Annotated in this window: 11 protein-coding genes; 9 read left to right on the top strand and 2 right to left on the bottom strand. The window is 73.5% G+C overall.

The window, feature by feature from the left end:
- The first annotated feature begins 76 nt into the window (after nucleotides 1-76).
- From BUE45_RS14755 to BUE45_RS14745, 3 genes are all read left to right on the top strand, one after another.
- On the top strand, nucleotides 77-2,743 hold the full coding sequence (locus BUE45_RS14755; protein WP_218619545.1) for an ABC transporter ATP-binding protein/permease: 2,667 nt from the start codon (nucleotides 77-79) through the stop codon (nucleotides 2,741-2,743).
- Between the two features lie 41 nt (nucleotides 2,744-2,784).
- Nucleotides 2,785-4,413: an amidohydrolase gene (locus BUE45_RS14750; protein ID WP_073379900.1), complete on the top strand. Its 1,629-nt coding sequence runs from the start codon at nucleotides 2,785-2,787 to the stop codon at nucleotides 4,411-4,413.
- Between the two features lie 364 nt (nucleotides 4,414-4,777).
- Nucleotides 4,778-6,361: an alpha/beta fold hydrolase gene (locus tag BUE45_RS14745; protein WP_073379899.1), complete on the top strand. Its 1,584-nt coding sequence runs from the start codon at nucleotides 4,778-4,780 to the stop codon at nucleotides 6,359-6,361.
- 577 nt (nucleotides 6,362-6,938) lie between these two features.
- Here BUE45_RS14745 and BUE45_RS14735 read toward each other — a convergent pair.
- Complete coding sequence (locus BUE45_RS14735; protein WP_073379898.1) at nucleotides 6,939-8,303, bottom strand: MFS transporter; 1,365 nt, start codon at nucleotides 8,301-8,303, stop codon at nucleotides 6,939-6,941.
- A 188-nt stretch (nucleotides 8,304-8,491) separates the two neighbouring features.
- Here BUE45_RS14735 and BUE45_RS14730 point away from each other — a divergent pair, with 188 nt between their 5' ends.
- The 4 genes from BUE45_RS14730 to BUE45_RS14715 all read left to right on the top strand — a co-directional run bounded on the left by BUE45_RS14730 (nucleotide 8,492) and on the right by BUE45_RS14715 (nucleotide 13,991).
- The gene (locus BUE45_RS14730; RefSeq protein WP_084737343.1) at nucleotides 8,492-10,438 is read left to right on the top strand and encodes a helix-turn-helix domain-containing protein; all 1,947 of its coding nucleotides are present in this window, start codon (nucleotides 8,492-8,494) and stop codon (nucleotides 10,436-10,438) included.
- A 149-nt stretch (nucleotides 10,439-10,587) separates the two neighbouring features.
- Complete coding sequence (locus BUE45_RS14725) at nucleotides 10,588-11,853, top strand: hydroxymethylglutaryl-CoA reductase, degradative (RefSeq protein ID WP_073379897.1); 1,266 nt, start codon at nucleotides 10,588-10,590, stop codon at nucleotides 11,851-11,853.
- Nucleotides 11,854-11,919: 66 nt separating this feature from the next.
- Nucleotides 11,920-13,179: a CaiB/BaiF CoA transferase family protein gene (locus BUE45_RS14720; protein ID WP_073379896.1), complete on the top strand. Its 1,260-nt coding sequence runs from the start codon at nucleotides 11,920-11,922 to the stop codon at nucleotides 13,177-13,179.
- A complete protein-coding gene (locus BUE45_RS14715; protein ID WP_073379895.1) occupies nucleotides 13,179-13,991 on the top strand; it encodes an FAS1-like dehydratase domain-containing protein in 813 nt (270 codons plus the stop codon). The genes BUE45_RS14720 and BUE45_RS14715 overlap by 1 nt, the downstream gene beginning before the upstream one ends.
- A gap of 169 nt (nucleotides 13,992-14,160) precedes the next feature.
- Here the strand turns inward: BUE45_RS14715 and BUE45_RS14710 are convergent, their stop codons facing one another.
- Nucleotides 14,161-15,027 (bottom strand): alpha/beta fold hydrolase, encoded by an 867-nt coding sequence (locus BUE45_RS14710; RefSeq protein WP_073379894.1) that lies wholly within the window; start codon nucleotides 15,025-15,027, stop codon nucleotides 14,161-14,163.
- Nucleotides 15,028-15,329: 302 nt separating this feature from the next.
- Between BUE45_RS14710 and BUE45_RS14705 the strand changes: the two genes are divergently transcribed.
- Together BUE45_RS14705 and BUE45_RS31285 are read left to right on the top strand one after the other, a co-directional pair.
- Nucleotides 15,330-16,565: a hypothetical protein gene (locus tag BUE45_RS14705; protein ID WP_073379893.1), complete on the top strand. Its 1,236-nt coding sequence runs from the start codon at nucleotides 15,330-15,332 to the stop codon at nucleotides 16,563-16,565.
- 132 nt (nucleotides 16,566-16,697) lie between these two features.
- Nucleotides 16,698-17,559 (top strand): IS5 family transposase gene (locus BUE45_RS31285; RefSeq protein ID WP_218619507.1). Its coding sequence is split into 2 segments (ribosomal slippage), with 863 coding nucleotides annotated over them: nucleotides 16,698-17,088 and nucleotides 17,088-17,559; the frame shifts between segments, so codons are not numbered across the junction. This gene is flagged as partial in the annotation.

Below are 17,559 nucleotides of genomic sequence, written 5' to 3'. Positions count from 1 at the left end.
CGTGACGGTCCCGACGCAAACCTCCCCGGACGGCGGCGGGCCCGCCCCGTCCCGGCGCACGCGCCGCCCGGGGGCCATGCTCACGATCGGTCTGGTCCTCATGGGCCTGCTGGTCCTGGTCGCGGTCGTGGCGCCCCTGGTCCTGGGCGACGCCGCCGGCACCCTGACCGACGACCGGCGCCAGGGGTCCTCGCCGGACCACCTGCTGGGCACCGACGAGTTCGGCCGGGACCTGCTCTCCCGGGCCCTGGTCGCCACCCGGCTCACCCTGGTCCTGACCTTCTCCGCCACCGCGATCTCTGTGGTGTTCGGCGTGGCCGTGGGCCTGCTGGTCTGGATGCTGCCCCAGCGGGCGCGCGATTTCGTCCTCACCGCCAACGCCGTCGCCGTGGCCTTCCCCGCCCTGGTGCTGGCGCTGGTCATCGCGGCGGTCCTGGGCCCGGGCGCGGTGTCGGCGACCATCGCCGTCGGCGTCGCCGGGATCCCCGCCTTCGTGCGGCTGAGCGCCAACATGGCGGCCCCGATCATGGTGCGCGACTACGTCTCCACGGCCGGGCTGCTCAACGTGCCGCGGCCGGTGATCCTCCTGCGCCACGTCCTGCCCAACCTCGGGGAGCCGCTGCTGGTGCTCAGCGCCAACAGCTTCGCCGTCACGCTGACCGAGCTGTCCGGGCTCTCCTTCATCGGCCTGGGCGTGCAGAACCCCGACTACGACTTCGGCCGCCTGCTCGCCGACGGGCTCCCCAACGCCTACACCCAGCCGATCCAGATCGTGGGCCCCAGCCTGATGCTCGTGCTCACCGGCGTGGCGGCGATGTTCATCGGCGACGGCCTGGCGGCGCGCAGCAACCCGCGCCTGCGCCGGCTGGTGCGCGGGCGCCTCAGCGGCACGCTGCGCAGGGCCGACGACATCTCCCGCGACCTGGCCGACGCCCACGCGCGCCGGGCCCGGGAGGACGCGCCGCGCGAACCGGCGGCACCGGCCGAACCGGTGCTGCGGGTCCGCGACCTGCGGGTGGAGACCGCCCAGGGCCGCCCCCTCGTCCGGGGGGTGTCCTTCGACGTCGCGCCCGGCGAGATCCTCGGCCTGGTGGGCGAGTCCGGGTCGGGCAAGTCGCTCACCGCGATGTCCGCGGCCGGGCTGGTGCCCGACGGCGTCAACGCCACCGCCTCGGTCCTGACCGCCGCCGGGCACGACCTGCTCGGCCCGGTCCGCGCCGCGGAGCTGGCCCGCGACGTCGCCCTCGTCTACCAGGACCCCGTCTCCACGTTCAACCCCGCGCTGCGGTTGGACGGCCAGCTCACCGAGGTCCCGCGGGTCCACCTGGGGATGGGCCGCCGGCAGGCCCGCCGGGCGCTGGCCGAGATGTTCGGCCGCCTGCGGATCAGCCGGCCCGAGAGCCGGGGCGCCCAGCACCCCCACGAGCTGTCCGGCGGGATGCTCCAGCGCGCCATGATCTCCTCCGCGCTGCTCACCGAGGCCACGCTCATCATCGCCGACGAGCCCACGACCGCGCTGGACGTCACGGTCCAGGCCGAGGTGCTCCGGCGGTTCGTCGAGGCGAGCGAGTCCCTGGGCGCGGCGGTGCTGTTCATCTCGCACGACCTCGGGGTCGTCGAGGCGCTCTGCGACCGGGTGCTGGTCATGAACGGCGGGGAGGTCGTGGAGGAGCTCACCCGCGACCGGCTCGCCCGGGGCGAGGCCGAGCACCCCTACACCCGGTCCCTGCTGGCCGCGGCGCGTTACGTGGAGCCCCCCGAGCCGGGCCGCGCGGGCGCGTCGGTCCGGAAGGCGGGCGCCTCCGGAGAGGGCGCCGTACGGGAGGACGGCGCCGCGCAGCGGGGCTCCGCGCGGGAGGGCGCCGCACGACGGGACCAGGCACGGGAGGACGGACCCGCGCAGTGGGGCTCCGCGCAGGGCGAGGACGCCGCGCAGCGCGACTCTGCACGGGACGACGGGCCCGAACGGCCCGCCGTGGAGGTCGACGGGCTCGGCGTGGTCTTCGGCTCGGGAGCGTCCCGGACCGACGCGCTGCGCGACGTCACCTTCACCGTCCCCCACGGCCGCTCCGTCGGCCTGGTGGGCGAGTCCGGTTCGGGCAAGTCCACCCTGGCCAAGGTGCTGGTCGGGCTGGTCCCGATCGGCGCGGGCCGGGTCGTCCTCGACGGGGAGCGGTTCGACCCCGCCACGCCCCGGCGCAGGCGCGACCCCGGCCTGCTCCAGCTCATCCCGCAGGACCCGTTCTCGTCCCTGAGCCCCCGGCGCACGGCCGGGCAGGCCCTCGCCGAGGCCCTGGACCCGCGGCGGGCCGACACCGGGCGCCACCGGGACGAGATCGCGGAGTGGTTCGAGCGGGTCGGGCTCCCGGCGTCCGCGGCGGACAGGTACCCGCACGAGTTCTCCGGCGGGCAGCGCCAGCGGATCGCCATCGCGCGGGCCCTGTGCGTGCGCCCCCGGATGGTGATCGCCGACGAGATCACCTCCGCGCTGGACCTGTCCGTGCAGGCCGAGATCCTGGAGCTGCTCGCGCGGCTGCGCGCCGAGCTGGACCTCACGATGCTGTTCATCTCCCACGACCTCGCCGTCGTCCGGCACGTCAGCGACGACGTCGCCGTGCTGCGCTCCGGCGAGCTGCGCGAGTTCGGCGGGGTCGAGCAGGTCTTCACCGACCCGCGGGACGAGTACACCCGCCTCCTGCTGGACTCCGTCCCCGGCGCCCCGGGCTTTCGGGTGCGGGACTGACCGCCCCGGCCGGGGCCGCGGAACACACGAGAAGGGAATCCATGAACGAGCAGGTCTTCGTCAACGCCAAGGTGTTCACGGCGCGCGGTGAGACGGACTTCGCCTCCGCCTTCCGCGTTAGCGGGGGTGTCGTCGAGTGGGTGGGGGAGACCGCCGAACTCGACGGGCGGACCGTGCGCGGCGCCCGCGACCTGGGCGGCCGCACGGTCCTGCCGGGGCTGCTGGACATGCACCTGCACCCCGGGATCATGGCCGACACCGCGGACGCCACCGAGTGCCTCCCGCCCCGGGTGGGCTCCCTGGCGGAGCTGGTCGCCGCCCTGCGTGCCTCGCCCGCGCGCGGGGCGGGGGAGGACGTGTGGATCCTGGGCACCGGCTACGACGAGACCAAGTACCCCGAGGGGCGCTCGCCGACCGCCGCCGACCTGGACCGCGTCTCCACCTCCCAGCCGGTGATGATCTGGCGCGCCGACCGCCACTCGGCGGTCTGCAACACCCGCGCGCTGGAGATCGCCGGGGTCACCGCGCTGACCCCGGACCCGCCGGGCGCCCGGTTCGAGCGCGACGCGTCGGGCCGCCCCGACGGCGTCCTCACCGAGCGGGAGGCCACCCTCGTGGTCAGCCGCCACATCCCGCAGCGCTCGGTCTCCGAGCGCGAGGACCTGCTGGCCGCGGTGGGGGAGCGGCTCTTCCGGCGCGGCATCGTCGGCGTCTGCGACCTGCTGGCCACCACCGTCCCCGACCCGTTGCCCGTGTACCGGGCGGTCGCCGCGCGGGCCCCGTTCCCGGACAGCGCGCTGTTCCTGGGCTGGGACCCGCAGGAGCCCCTCGCGGACCTGGACGAGGGGGAGCGGACCGGCTCCGCGCGGGTGGGCGGCGTCAAGGTGCTCATGGACGGCACCTACTCGAACCGGACCGCCTGGGTGTGCCGCCCCTACCCGGGCTCGGACGACCGCGGCCTGCGGTCGATCACCGACGACGACCTGTGGGCGGCGGGCGGCTGGGCCCGGCGCAACGGGGTGCAGCTGGCCGTGCACGCCATGGGCGACCGGGCCATCTCCCACGTGGTGGACGTCTTCGGCGACCAGGAGCCCTGGCTGGACGGCTGGCCCTCGGTGCGCATCGAGCACGCGACCCTCATGGCGCCGGAGCTGGTGCGGCGGCTGCGGGAGGCGCGGATGGACTTCGGCATCGCCACGCACACCATCTTCCTGTACTCGGAGTACGAGGCCTACGAGCACAACCTGCGCCCGGACCAGGTGCCGGACGCCTACCCCGTCAGGTCGCTGTACGAGGGGGTGGAGGCGCTGGCGCTGTCCTCGGACTGCCCGGCCACCGCGTGGAGCGAGGCCGACGACCCCTTCGTCTCCATCGAGGCCGCGGTGCGGCGCCGCGCCCACAACGGCGCCGACATCGGCGCGGCGGCCGCCGTGACGGTGCCCCAGGCGGTGCTGCTCTACACCGCCCGCGCCGCGCGGCTCACCCGCATGGACGGGCTGGGGACGCTCACCCCCGGCGCCCGCGCCTCGTTCGTGGTGCTCGACGCCGACGTGTTCACCGTCCCCGAGGAGGAGATCTCCCGGGTGGGGGTCGAGGAGACCTGGGCCGACGGCCGCCTCGTGTACCGCCGTGGACTGAGCGGGTCGCGCGCGGGCCGAAGGGGGCCGTAGGCACCTTGGCCCAAGGTGTTGAGCGACCGCACGGTCGCACTCCGTGTGCAATAAGGGGGTTTCGAAAAGGATTCGGGAACGCTCTCACAAGTGGTATCGGGTGTCAGTTATCCACTGCCGGTGGGGCGGGAGTGCCGGGCGGGAGAAGGGCAGGGGGAACCCGCCGGAGCCGCTGGCGCGGCCCCGGTCCCCTCGTTCCCCCTGGTCTGCGCGGGCTCATGAGGGGCACGCAGACTCGGAGGCACGAGGGGGTGCCTGGAGGCGCCCGGGATGTATGTGCTTCGGCAGAAGCCGTGGGCGGGACCGGCTTCCTATGCTGGGCCGTCCGTACCACCGAACCGAAAGTGACACCATGCCGCATACGGTGCCCCCCCGGCCGAAGCGCCCCCGGCCCCTACCTCCGCTGCGGCGGTCCGACCGGACCGCGGCCCTGGCCGGAAGCGCCCTTGCCGCCGTTCTGCTGACCGGATGCGCGACGGGCCCCGAGAGGAGCACCGCGGACGGCCCCGGCAACGCCGACACGGTCAGCGCGGTCACCGACAGCGCGCCCGCGCCAGGAGCCGGGATCGAGTGGCGCGACTGCACCGAGGCCGAACTCCTGCCGCCGCCCCTGGAGGGGGAGGAGCGGCCCGAGGTCGAGATCCCCGAGGAGATGCGGTGTTCCGAGGTCGCGATCCCCGTCGACCACGACGCCCCGGGAGGGCGCACGACCAGCCTTCAGGTCGCGATCCTGCCCCACACCGGCGAGGGCGAGAGCCGAGGTGCGGTCCTGTACGTGGCGGGCGGCCCCGCCAGCCCCGGCATCCCAGACCTGCCCCAGGAACTGGAAACCGTCGCCGAACTGCGAGAACACTTCGACTTCGTCGCCTGGAACCCGCGTGGGGTGATGGGTGAGACCGCCGAGTTCCTCCCCGCCGACGTGTGCGGTGACCAGGGGCCCGGGTACGTCGACGTCGCCACGGAGGAGGAGTTCGACGCGGTGATGGCCGAGCACCGGGCCGTCATGGAGGAGTGCCGTGACCGGGACCCGGAGATGTTCGACAACATGGACACGTTCCAGCACGTGGGGGATATGGAGTCCATCCGGGTCGCGCTGGGCGAGGAGAGGCTGAACCTGTACGCGCAGTCCCACGGAGGGGTGCGCGCGACCGCCTACGCCGACCTGTACCCCGAACGGCTGGAGTCGGTGGTCCTGGACAGCGTGGTGGACAACGTCTCCGACCCCGAGCTTCGGGAAATCGCGTTCACGACCGCGATGGAGACCCGGTTCCAGGACTTCGCGCGCTGGTGCGCGGACTCCGAGGAGTGCGCGCTGCACGGGCAGGACGTGACGGAGCGGTGGCAGGAGCTGCTCACGGGTGCCGCCGAGGAACCGCTGCCCGCGGACGGGATCGCCTACGGCCGCGCCGAACTCTCCCTGATGGGCGGAAATCTGGTCAGGAACGCGTTCTCCTGGCCACTGTTCTCCGAGGCGATCGAATCCGCCCTGGAGAACGGCGACTCCACCCGGTTCCACGAGACGGTCGGCGCGAGCTTCTACACGCCCAACGTCGTGGCCGCGGACATCTGCGCGGACGGCGGGCCCATCGAGGACTTCGCGGGCTACCAGGAGTACACCGAGCTCACGGTGGGCCTGTCGGAGAACCTCGGCCACGGCCGTGCCCTGCACCGGCTGCCCTGCGCGGCCTGGCCGCACGAGGGCGTCAACCCGCCCGGCCCGATCGGCACCGAGGGACTGCCGCCCTTCCTGATCCTGGCCTCGGAACTGGAGTTCTCCTACGCGGCCGCGATGACCGGTGAAATCCCGGGATCGGTCGCGGTCGAGGTGGAGGGCACCGGCCACGGCCTCTACTTCTTCGAGTCGGGCGACTGCGTGGTCGGGCACGTCCACCGCTACTTCGTGGACGGGGTCCTGCCCGAGGAACAGGCCTTCTGCGCCACGGACTAGGCACTGTTCCTTGAACGGGTCAGGTCACGGAGCCGGATCGAGGCCGGCTGCACGGTCCTGTCGCGCGGCCCGCTTGTCATAGCGGGTCGCGCCCGCCCGGTTCTGCTTGAGCAGGTCGATCGCCCGCTCCACCGTGTCGCGGCCGCGGTAGGCCACCCGGTCGAAGACCGGGGCCCACCGCCCGCCGAACCTGTGCGCCGGCGGTGTTCGCTCCGGTCACGGGGTTGGGCGATGGTCGCTTTGATCTTGCGTGTGCGCAGGCGGACCCGGTCGGCCTTGCCGGAGTGGGCCTTGTCTCCCAGGACCCGGTCCGGGCGGGTGCGTGGACGGCCGGTGCCGCGGGGCAGCAGCAGCGATGCCGTCAGGGGTTCGAACACGGGGCTGTCCCCGCGCCGGCCGGGGCTGGTGGCCGGTACCAGCGGGTGCCGGTGCTGGTCGGCGATCAGAGGGATTTCGGTGGTCCACCCGCCCTGGGAGCGCACTTACGCCCCGGACGGGCGAAGGCCCCCGCCTGCCGGGTCCTCGCGGACCGGGAGACGGGGGCCGTTCCGGCCGCCTCGGCGGCGGCCGGGGGCGCTCAGGCGGAGTGCTCCTCGACGGCGGGGGCCGGGGCCGCGTCGCCGTCCTCCACCGTGGTCGCCTTCACCAGGGTCTCGGGCAGGTACCAGATGCCGACCACGCCGATCAGGCTGAGCACGACCAGGTAGCCCGCGACCAGCCACGGGGTCCCCCCGCCCACGGACACCAGCCAGGTCGCCACCATGGGCGCCGTGCCGCCCGCGACGGCGGCGGGGATCTCACGGGACAGCGCGATGCCGCTCCACCGCATGCGGGTGGGGAAGATCTCGGCGATCATCGCGGCGGAGACGCCGATGGTCGCGCCCTGGATCACCGCCAGGCCCAGGATGAGCCCCAGCGCCACCAGCACCGAGTTCTCGGTCTGGTACAGCATGAACATCGGGTAGGCGAAGACCACGCCGAAGATCGCCGCGCCCATGAGCAGGGGCTTGCGGCCGATCCGGTCGGCCAGCGCGCCCGCGGCCAGGGTCGCCGGGATGGTGAGCAGCATGGCGGTCAGCAGGCCGACCAGGGCGTGCGTGGGGTCCACGTTCAGCGTCCCGGTGGTGTACGACACCGAGAAGGTCTGCACGATGTAGACCCACGGCAGGGCGAAGACGAACAGCGCCATGCCCGCCAGCAGGAAGCGCCAGTGCCCCCGCACCGCCTCGACGACGGGCGCGCGGCCCGCGGACTCGCCGCTCTCCTCGGCCGCCTCGAAGGCGGCGGTCTCCTTGACCCGGAAGCGGAAGTACAGGGCGATGCCCACGATCACCACGCTGGCCAGGAACGGCAGGCGCCAGCCCCAGGCGAGGAACGCCTCGCTCGACATCGTGGCGGTGAGGATCGCGAACGTGCTCGTGGCCAGGGCCATGCCCACGTAGACGGAGGCGCCCGGGAATCCGGCGGTGAAGGCGCGCCGGCCGGTGCCCGCGGACTCGCTGGCCATGGTCATGGCCCCCGCGAACTCCGCGCCGGCCCCCGCGCCCTGGAAGATCCGCAGCACGATCAGCAGGACCGGCGCCCACAGCCCGATCGACTCGTAGGTGGGCAGGACGCCGATGAGGGTCGTGGCGCCGCCCATGATCAGCAGCGTGACCAGCAGCGTCCCCTTGCGGCCGATCCGGTCGCCGTAGTGCGCGAGCAGCAGGCCGCCGAAGGGGCGGGCCAGGAAGCCCACGGCGAAGGTGGCGAAGGCGCCCAGCGTCCCGGCGAGGTCGCTCCCCCCGAAGAAGAGCGGCGCGAAGACCAGGGCCGCGGCCAGTCCGTACAGCGTGAAGTCGTACCACTCGATGACGGTGCCGACGGAACTGCCGATGACTGCCCGCCGCCGCTGCTGGCGTGAATCCAAACCGGCACGATCGATGTCGTGTGAGACGGCCATGCTTCTTCTCCCTTGCGCCTTCGTACCACCGCGGCGGGCGCACGGCCCCATGCCGTGGTTCCGGTGCCCGCCGGGGCGTCGATTCACGTTAGTGTCGGGCGTCACATCCGTGATATGTGTCTTTCCTACATCGAGACGCTCGTTTGATGAGTTCTCATTCCACCCTCTAGTGTCCCGTGGAGGTGGTCGTGGGGCAGCGACCAGAGACCGGCCCGTCCCTCGGGGACCCGCTTTCCGCCCGGGAGGACGCCGTCGCCGCGCTGGTTTCGGCGGTCACCGGCACCGAGCCCGGCAGCGCGGCCGGGGTCCCGCGGGCCCTGGCCGCCCTCGGACTGGGCGAGGCGGCCGTGCGGGACCTCTCCGAGCGGATCACCCTGGGCAGGCGCGAGCTGGTGCGCCTGCGCCGCCGCGAGTACGAGCTGGGGGTGCTGTTCTCCAGCGCCCGCGAGCTGGCCGCCGAACGCGACGGCGACGTGCTGCTGGAGAAGACCGTCGACCGGGCCCACCAGATGATGGGCAGCGACCTGACCTACCTCTCCGAGTACGACCCGCAGACCCGCGAGCTGTTCGTGCGCAAGACCATCGGCTCCGTCTCGCCCGACTTCCGGGCCCTGCGGGTGCCGCCCGGCAAGGGCCTGGCCAGCCTGGTGGTGGAGCGCAAGGCGGCCGTGTCCGTGCCCCGCTACACCGACTTCGAGACCGGCCGCCACGAGGCGGGCATCGACGCGGCGGTGACCGCGGAGGGCATCGTCGCCATGCTCGGCGTCCCCATGCTGGCCGACGACGAGGTCCTGGGGGTGCTCTTCGTGGCCACCCGGGAGGAGCACGCGTTCACCCCCGAGGACACCGCCCTGCTCACCGCGCTCGCCGACCACGCCTCGGTGGTGCTCCAGACCGCGCGCATGCTGCGCAGCCTGCGGCGCGCCGAGGACGAGTCCCGCCGGGCGCTGGGCCGCCTCACCGAGCACATGACCCAGCGCGACCGCGCCCACGCCGTGCACCGCAAGCTGGTGGAGGCCGTGCTGACCGGCGGCGACTTCGGCACCGTCTCGGCCACGCTCGCCGAGGAACTGGCGCGGCCCGTCCTGCTCAGCGACCAGGCGGGCAACCTCCTGGCCGAGGCGGGCGAGGGCCTGGCCGGCGTCGGCGTCCTCCAGGACCACGGGATGCGGCGGGCGGTGCGGCGCAGCGCCGAGTCCGGGCGCCTCATCGAGCTGGAGGACGGCGGCCCCGTGGAGGGGGTCGCCGCGTTCGCCGCGGGGGAGCGCCACCTGGGCACCGTCTTCCTGGGCCGGGGCGGCTTCCCCCTCAGCGACGTGGACGCGCGCACCGTCGAGCGCGCCGCGCAGGTGTGCGCCCTGCTCTTCCTCTCCCGCGAGGCCGTCGCCGAGGCGGAGTACCGCGTGCACGGCGAGCTGATCGCCGAACTGCTGTCGGCGGACCCCGAGCGCCGCCGCGACGCCCTGGCCCGGGGCCGCCAGCGCGGTATGGACGCCGCCGACTTCACCTCGCTCCTGGCGCTGTCGGTCCCCGCCGGGCAGCGCGCCCGCGCGGTGCGCCGGGCGGTCAAGCTGGCCCCGGCGCCCTCGCTGGTGGGGGAGCACCAGGGCCTGGTCGTCATCCTGGGCAGGCCCGGCCTGGAGGACCGTGCCGAGGAGATCCGCCGCGGCGTCGCCCACCACACCCGGGACGAGGTGCTGGGCGTGCTCCCGCCGCCGGGCGAGCCCGGCACGCAGTTCCCCCTGGTCAAGAAGACCGTGCGGCTGCTGGAGGCGCTCGGGGTCTCCGACTCCCTGGCCCACACCGGCGACTACGTCCCCTACGCCGCGGTCTTCGACGCCGACGCGCCCGTGATGACCCACTTCCTCCAGCGCACCCTGGGGGAGGTGCGGCGCTACGACGCCGAGCGGGGCACGGAGCTGCTCCCGACCCTGCGGGCGTTCGTCCACCACGGGGCCAGCCCCACCCGGACCGCGCGCGCCCTCAACTTCCACGTCAACACCATCCTCCAGCGGCTCGAACGGCTGGACCGGGTGCTGGGCGCCGGGTGGCGCGACGACGAGGACTACTTCCGGATCACCCTGGCGGTGCGCATGGACGAGCTGCGGGAGCGGCTGGTGGGCGGCGGCGGATGACCGCGGCATGGAGGTCCGTCACATCGACTCGGGCTCATCCTGTGCTCTTCGACCATGCGCTGAGTCACAAACCGGTCATAGTCTCACCACCGAGTATGAGAACGGTGTCCGGCGCTCCCGCCGGGCGCCGTGTGCCAGGAGGTGGATTCTTGCCGGTCAACAGTCGTATCCCGAAGCTCCGCGAACTCAGTGTCCAGGAGCGCCGATCGAGGATCGCCGAGCACGCCGGGGCCGACACCGCGGGCTTCGACCCCGCCGACGGCATCGGCGTCGAGCAGGCCGACCAGATGATCGAGAACGCCGTCGGGGTGTTCGGCGTCCCGCTGGGCGTGGCCACCAACCTGACCGTCAACGGCCGGGACTACCTCGTCCCCATGGCGATCGAGGAGCCGAGCGTGGTGGCCGCCGCGTCCAACGCGGCGCGGATGGCGCGCGGCCTGGGCGGGCTGCGGGCCTCCACCACGGGCCCGGTGATGATCGCCCAGATCCAGATCGTGGACGTGCCCAACCCGGAGGCCGCGCGCTTCCGCGTCCTGGAGGCCCGCGAAGAGGTCCTCGCCCGGGCCGACGAGCAGGACCCCGTGCTGGTGGAGCTGGGCGGCGGCGCCCGGGACCTGGAGGTCCGCGCGGTCCCCACGGCCTCGGGGACGCACCTCGTCGTCCACCTCGTCGTGGACGTGCGCGACGCCATGGGCGCCAACGCGGTCAACACCATGGCCGAGGCGCTGGCCCCGCGCCTGGCGGAGCTGGCCGGGGGCCGCCCGCTGCTGCGCATCCTCAGCAACAAGGCGGACCGGCGGCTGGTGCGGGTCCACGGCGAGTTCGACGCCGAACTGCTGGGCGGGGAGCGGGTCGTCGACGACATCGTCCTGGCGAGCGACTTCGCCTCCGCCGACCCCTACCGGGCCGCCACCCACAACAAGGGCATCATGAACGGCATCTCCGCCGTCGTGCTCGCCACCGGCAACGACACCCGTGCCGTCGAGGCCGGGTGCCACGCCCACGCCGCGCGGGACGGCGCCTACACCGCCCTGTCGCGCTTCGAGAAGAACGCGGCCGGCAACCTCGTGGGCACGCTGGAGGTGCCCATGGCCGTGGGCCTGGTGGGCGGCGCCACCCGGGCGCACCCCACCGCGCGGGCCGCCATCAGGCTGCTGGGGGTCGCCACCGCCGTCGAACTCGGCGAGGTGGTCGCCGCCGTGGGCCTCGTGCAGAACCTGGCCGCCTGCCGCGCCCTGGCCGCGGAGGGCATCCAGCGCGGCCACATGGCCCTGCACGCGCGCACCCTGGCGGTCTCCGCCGGGGCCGCCGGTCCGGAGATCTCCGAGGTCGCGGCCATGATGGTGGCGGCGGGCCGCATCCGCGAGGAGTACGCCCGCCAGGTGCTCGGCGAGCTGCGGGGGACACCCGCGTGAGTGCCGCGCAGGACGCTTTCCGGGCCTGTCGAGGGCACCGGTACGAAGACAGGGAGTGAGTCCTCTTTGAACACCACGCCGCAGACCACGGGCCCGTTCGCCGCGGGGGCGCTCGACGGGATCGTCGTGCTGGACCTCTCGCGGGTGCTGGCCGGGCCCTACGCCGCCCAGATCCTCGCCGACATGGGCGCCACGGTCATCAAGATCGAGAACCCGGCGGACCCCGACGTCTCCCGCGGCTTCCCGCCCTACCTCAGGACGGAGGAGTCCGAGGAGGGCGGGGAGGCGAAGGAGTTCAGCGGGTACTACGGGCAGTACAACCGCGGCAAGCTCGGCCTGACCGTCAACCTCGCCCACGAGGACGGCAAGCAGGTCCTCAAGGACCTGGTGGCCGGGGCGGACGTGCTGGTGGAGAACTTCCGGCCCGGCACCATGGAGAAGCTCGGCGTCGGCTACGACGTGCTCCGCGAGGTCAACCCCAAGCTGGTGTACGCCGCCATCTCGGGGTACGGCCACACGGGGTCGCGCAGCCGCCGCCCGGCGTTCGACAGCACCGCCCAGGCCGCGGGCGGGATCTGGTCCATGAACGGGTTCCCCGGCATGCCCCCGGTCCGCGTCGGCGTCACCATCGGCGACCTGTCGGCCTCGCTGTTCTCCGTGATCGGCATCCTGGCCGCGGTCCGCCACGTCGAGCACGGCGGCGGCGGGCAGAAGGTCGACGTCGCCCAGGTGGACAGCATCATCGCGCTGACCGAGACGGCCGTGGTCGACTACACGGTCGACGGCAAGACGCCCGAGCCCGCGGGCAACGAGCACGCCTGGGTGCGGCCCTACGAGCTGTTCGACTGCGCCGACGGTCAGGTGTTCTTCGCGGGATACACGGACAAGCTGTGGCGGGTCAGCTGCGAGCTGTTCGGCAGCCCCGAGGCCGCCGGGGACCCCGAGATCGACACCATGCGCAAGCGCTTCGACAAGGAGGTGTACGACCGCAAGGTCAAGCCCCTGATCGCCACCTGGTTCCGCGACCGGACCCAGGCGGAGCTGGAGGAGCTGGCCGGCGACATCGTCCCGCTGACCGCGCTGCGCACCATCGCCGACGTCGTGGAGGACCCCGGCACGGCGGAGCGGGACATGGTCGTCGAGGCGGACTACGGGGACCTGGGCCGCCTGCGGATGTTCGGCCAGCCGATCAAGCTGAGCGAGACGCCCGCCGACCCGGCGCGGACCGCCAACCACCTGGGGGAGCACTCCGAGCAGGTGCTGTCCTCCTTCGCGGGGTACACGCCGGAGCGCATCGCCGAGCTGAGGAAGGGCGGGACGGTCTGATGGGCGGGGAGGGCGTCACGCGCGTCCAGCGCCTGGACCCGGCGCCGGTGGAGGAGTACCGGGGCACCTTCGCCCCGCACCTGCCGCGGCTGGAGCCGGGCGACCCGCTGCCCCCGGGCTGGGAGGGGCTGTACTTCCCCTTCGACTCGGGCATGGGCGGGCTGCGCCCGGACGGCACGCCGCTGGACGACGTGCTGCCGGAGATCGACCTGCCGCGCCGGATGTACGCGGGGGAGGACACCGTCTTCCTGCGCCCGCTGCGGGTGGGCGACACCGTCGAGCAGCGCGTGCGCGCCGGGCGGGTCGAGGAGAAGCGCGGCAAGAGCGGGCGGCTCGTGTTCGCCGACATCGAGCGGGAGTACCTGGTGGACGGCGAGCCGGCCGTCCGCAGCACCTGGCACGACGTCTTCCTGGAGGAGAACGCGCCCGCGCCGCCCCCGCGCTACGCGGAGCCCGAGGGGGAGCGGTTCCACCGGACCACGCCGGACACCCGGCACCTGTTCCGGTTCTCCGCGATCACCTTCAACACGCACCGCGTCCACTACGACCGCGAGTGGGCGCGCGGGGCGGAGGGGCTGGAGGACCTGCTCGTGCACGGCCCGCTGACCCGGCTGCTCATGCTGGACGCCGTGGTGTTCGGGGACGGGCGGGAGCCGCGCGGGACGCCCTCGCGCTACGGGTTCACCGCGACCGCGCCGCTGTTCGTCGACCGCGAGATCACGGTCGGGGTGACGGACGGCGGGGAGTCCGCCCGCGCGGTGGCGGTGGCCGACGACGGACGCCTCGCCGCCAGGGCCACCGTCCACTGGTGAGCACGGGCCGGTCCCGCCACGGGGGCGGGACCGGCCCGCGGCCGTGGCGGGAGGCGTCGCGGGTGTCCCGCCGTCCGCTCTGCGCGGCGGGGGCGGTGTGGAGAGGGCCCTCCAGGGGGGCCGCCCCCGGGACGTGGCGGAACGGGCTCGCCCGGGGGCGCCCCGGTCGCTACGGGGCGGGGCGCTCGGCCAGACGGGCCGTCCGCAGCAGGACCGCGACGAACTCCGGGATCAGCGCGGGCGGGAAGAAGTGGCCCATCCCGGGGTAGACGTGCAGCTCCGCCCGGGGCATCGCCTCGGCGATATCGACCGCGGCGCACCAGTGGAGCACGTGGTCCTCGCGCCCGTGGATCACCGCCGTGGGCACGTCCACGGACCTGAGCAGCGCGAGGCGCTCGGGCGCGCGCTTGAGCGCGCTCCACTGCCGGGGGGCGCCGTCCGGAGCGTAGTTCCGCTCATAGGACTGCGTGACGTAGCGCCGGGTCTCGTCCTCGTACCACCGGCTCTCCCCCCAGAGGTCGCCGTGCGGCATGAACGCCCGCTGTCCCGCGAGCGCGTTCGCCAGCAGTTCGTCCAGGGGGAAGCGGGGCTGCGGGGAGTTCAGCTCCTCGCGCTCGCCGTGCAGGATGTACCGCCCGTCCCGCCCGGGGATCGAGTAGAACAGCCCCAGGCTGCGCACCCGCTCCGGAGAGCGGATCGCCAGCATCTGCGCGATCATCCCGCCCATCGAGCGCCCGGCGACGTGGGCCGACGCCAGGCCCGCGTGGTCCATGACGGCCTCCACGTCGTCGGCGAAGTCCTCCAGCCCGTAGCCGCCGTCGATGTCCTCCGGGCCGCCGAAGTGCGTCGACAGCCCCGAGTCGCGGTTGTCGAAGGCGACGACGAGGAACCCCGCCCCGACCAGCTGCTCGATGAAGTCCGGCGCCCAGCCCACCATCTGGGTGAACCCTCCCTCGACCAGGACGAGGGGCGTGTCGGAGGGGTTCCCGGAGATCTCGTAGTAGATCTCGCCTCCGGGGATGGGGGCGTAGGGCATGGCGCTGTTCCTCACCTCGGTTCGACTGGCCACAGCCTACGGTTCTCCCATGCGCGTTCTCTTGTGCGACGGCCACAGGGCTTTCGGTGATCCTGTGCCCGTGCCACAACCGACGGATCGGGATATTCCGCGGCCGCAGCGCCGGCCGCGTGCCGCCCGTGCCGGTCCGCCGCGCCGCGTGGCGCCGTGCCGTCCGGCGTCCCGTGTCCGGTGCGCCGGGGACTCCGCCGTGCAGCGCGTTCGGTCACCGCCCCTCACTAGGGTGGGCGTGCCCCAGAGCCGCCCTCCCCGGTGAGGAACCCATGCCGCAGACCGCCGAACCCACGCCCCAGGCCCGCGCGTGGGCGTCCCGCACCGCCGCCGAGCATGGCTTCCCGGACAGGGCCGAGGACATCCTCGCCCGGCTGCACCTGCCCGGGCTGCCCGAAGCCGTCACCGACCTGCACACCCGGGTCCGCGAGAACGCCGAGAAGTCCTACCGGGGACCCCGACTCGCCCCCCTGCTGCCCGAGGGGCGCGGCCCCCGCGCCGTCACCGACCCGATGGACGCGGACCTGCTCGGGAATATGCACCTGTGGTGCCTCCTGGTCACCGGACAACGGTCGGCGTACTACGCCGGTGAACTCCCGCTGCTCAAGTCCGACAGGCTGTACGGCAGCCTGGCCGACCACCTGCTGGGCGCGTCGGGACCGTGGAACGAGGCACGGACGGCACTGCTGCTCGACGCCACCCTGCTCGGCCTGATCCCCCTCCGCAGCTGCCTCCGGATCTGTGAGGCCCTCGACGACGCCGTACTGGAACCCCACCTGGAACGAGTGCGTGCGCTGCGCACCCTCGCCTACACCCGGGCGGCCCGCTACCGGACCCGGGCCAACCCGGTCATGGACGCGCTCCAGATCCGTGCCCTGGCACTCCTGCTGCGCCTGGGAGACCCCCGCCCCATGGGCGAAGTGTTCCCCGCGGGCGACCTGTTCGGCGACCTGCTGCGCGACGAACACCCCGGCCTGTACGCGACCCCGGGCCTGGCCGACCTGTTCGTCCACCTGCTGACCCCGCCCGGAACACACCCCGGAAAAAAGTGGCGGCTCCGGACCACCGGCCTCCTGAACGCCCTGGAAGACCCGGCGGCGACCGTCCGGGCCCTGCTCACCCTCGTGCCGGGCCTCCCCGGAGCCCCGGCCGAGAGCGGCGAGGCCCAGTCCCCCTACCTGCGGCCCCACGTCCACGACATCCTCAACGGCGTCGTCCGGTGCGTCGACCTGCTGCCCGAGGCGTCGGTGCCGTGGGCGGTACAGACCCTGGAACCGGTGGCGGTGTTCACCGGCACGGGGCCCGGAGGGTCCAAACTGCTGCGGGCGGAGCGGATGGCCACCGCGGTCGTGAAGGTCCTCGGCCTGCGCGGCGGCGAACCCGAGAGGGACGCCCTGATCCGGATCCGCGCCCAGGTCACGAAGAAGACCCTGCTCAGGTCCATCGACGGGGCGATCGCGCAGATCGCCGCCCCCGCCGGGGCACCGCCTGCCGGCGGCCCCGCCTAGGGCCTGTTTGGGAATCTTCGTGTAAGCGGATGAAAGCACCAAAGCAGTAACAGCGGGCATGTCGCCCAGCACATGAGCGAAGCCTCCGGTAGACGGGTCAACGACCAAGAAGACAAGTCCGCCGGAGGCTTCGTGCCGACCCTACCCGGCTCCGGGCGCGGTGACCTCACCGACGCCCAGTGGGCCCTGCTCCAACCGTTGCTGCCGGCCCCGGCGAGAGGGCGCCCGCCCCTGCGCTGCAAACGCACTCTGGTCAACGGCATCCGCTGGCGGGTGCGGGCCGGCGCTCCCTGGCGCGACCTGCCCGAACGCTACGGCCCCTGGCAGACGGTCTACGCCCTGTTCCGCCGCTGGAGCCTGGACGGCACCTGGGCGCAGATCCTGGCCTCTTTGCAGTCGATCGCCGACGCGGCGGGCCTGATCCCCTGGCAGGTCAACGTCGACTCCACCATCGTGCGCGCCCACCAGCACGCCGCCGGGGCCCTGAAAAAGGGGAAGGGCAAGATCACGAAACGGACGAGCCCGCCGACCACGCCCTGGGGCGCTCACGCGGTGGGTGGACCACCAAGATCCACCTGGCCTGCGAGCAGGGTCAAAAGCCCCTGGCAGTAGTGATCACCGCCGGGCAGCGGGGGGACGCCCCGCAGTTCGAACCGGTCATGGACCGCGTCCGCGTCGCGGGGCGGGGCCGGTCGGGGCCGGCGCGCACCCGCCCGGTGCGGGTGCGCGCCGATAAGGCCTACAGCTCGAAGGGGATCCGTTCCTACCTGCGCAGACGCAAGATCAAAGCGACGATTCCCGAGCCTCGGGACCGGGTGCGCAACCGCAAACGCAAGGGGCGGCGCGGGGGGCGCCCGCCGGGCTTGGACAAGGCCGATTATCGGGCCCGGCACGCGGTGGAGTGCGGGATCAACCGGCTCAAACGCAACCGGGCGGTGGCCACGCGCTATGACAAGCTCGCCCTTCGCTACGAGGCCACCGTCCAGATCGCTGC

This window comes from Nocardiopsis flavescens (assembly GCF_900141985.1).
In the GTDB taxonomy this organism is placed as follows: Bacteria; Actinomycetota; Actinomycetes; order Streptosporangiales; family Streptosporangiaceae; genus Nocardiopsis; species Nocardiopsis flavescens.
Note: the sequence above shows the minus strand (reverse complement) of the source record. Positions and strands in the feature narration are given on the sequence as shown.

Excerpts from the sequence above, each read along its gene's own strand:
- BUE45_RS14715 (WP_073379895.1), top strand. The coding sequence starts at position 13,179 with ATGGGCGGGGAGGGCGTCACGCGCGTCCAGCGCCTGGACCCGGCGCCG.
- BUE45_RS14755 (WP_218619545.1), top strand. The coding sequence starts at position 77 with ATGCTCACGATCGGTCTGGTCCTCATGGGCCTGCTGGTCCTGGTCGCG.
- BUE45_RS14705 (WP_073379893.1), top strand. The coding sequence starts at position 15,330 with ATGCCGCAGACCGCCGAACCCACGCCCCAGGCCCGCGCGTGGGCGTCC.
- BUE45_RS14750 (WP_073379900.1), top strand. The coding sequence starts at position 2,785 with ATGAACGAGCAGGTCTTCGTCAACGCCAAGGTGTTCACGGCGCGCGGT.
- BUE45_RS14735 (WP_073379898.1), bottom strand. The coding sequence starts at position 8,303 with ATGGCCGTCTCACACGACATCGATCGTGCCGGTTTGGATTCACGCCAG.
- BUE45_RS14710 (WP_073379894.1), bottom strand. The coding sequence starts at position 15,027 with ATGCCCTACGCCCCCATCCCCGGAGGCGAGATCTACTACGAGATCTCC.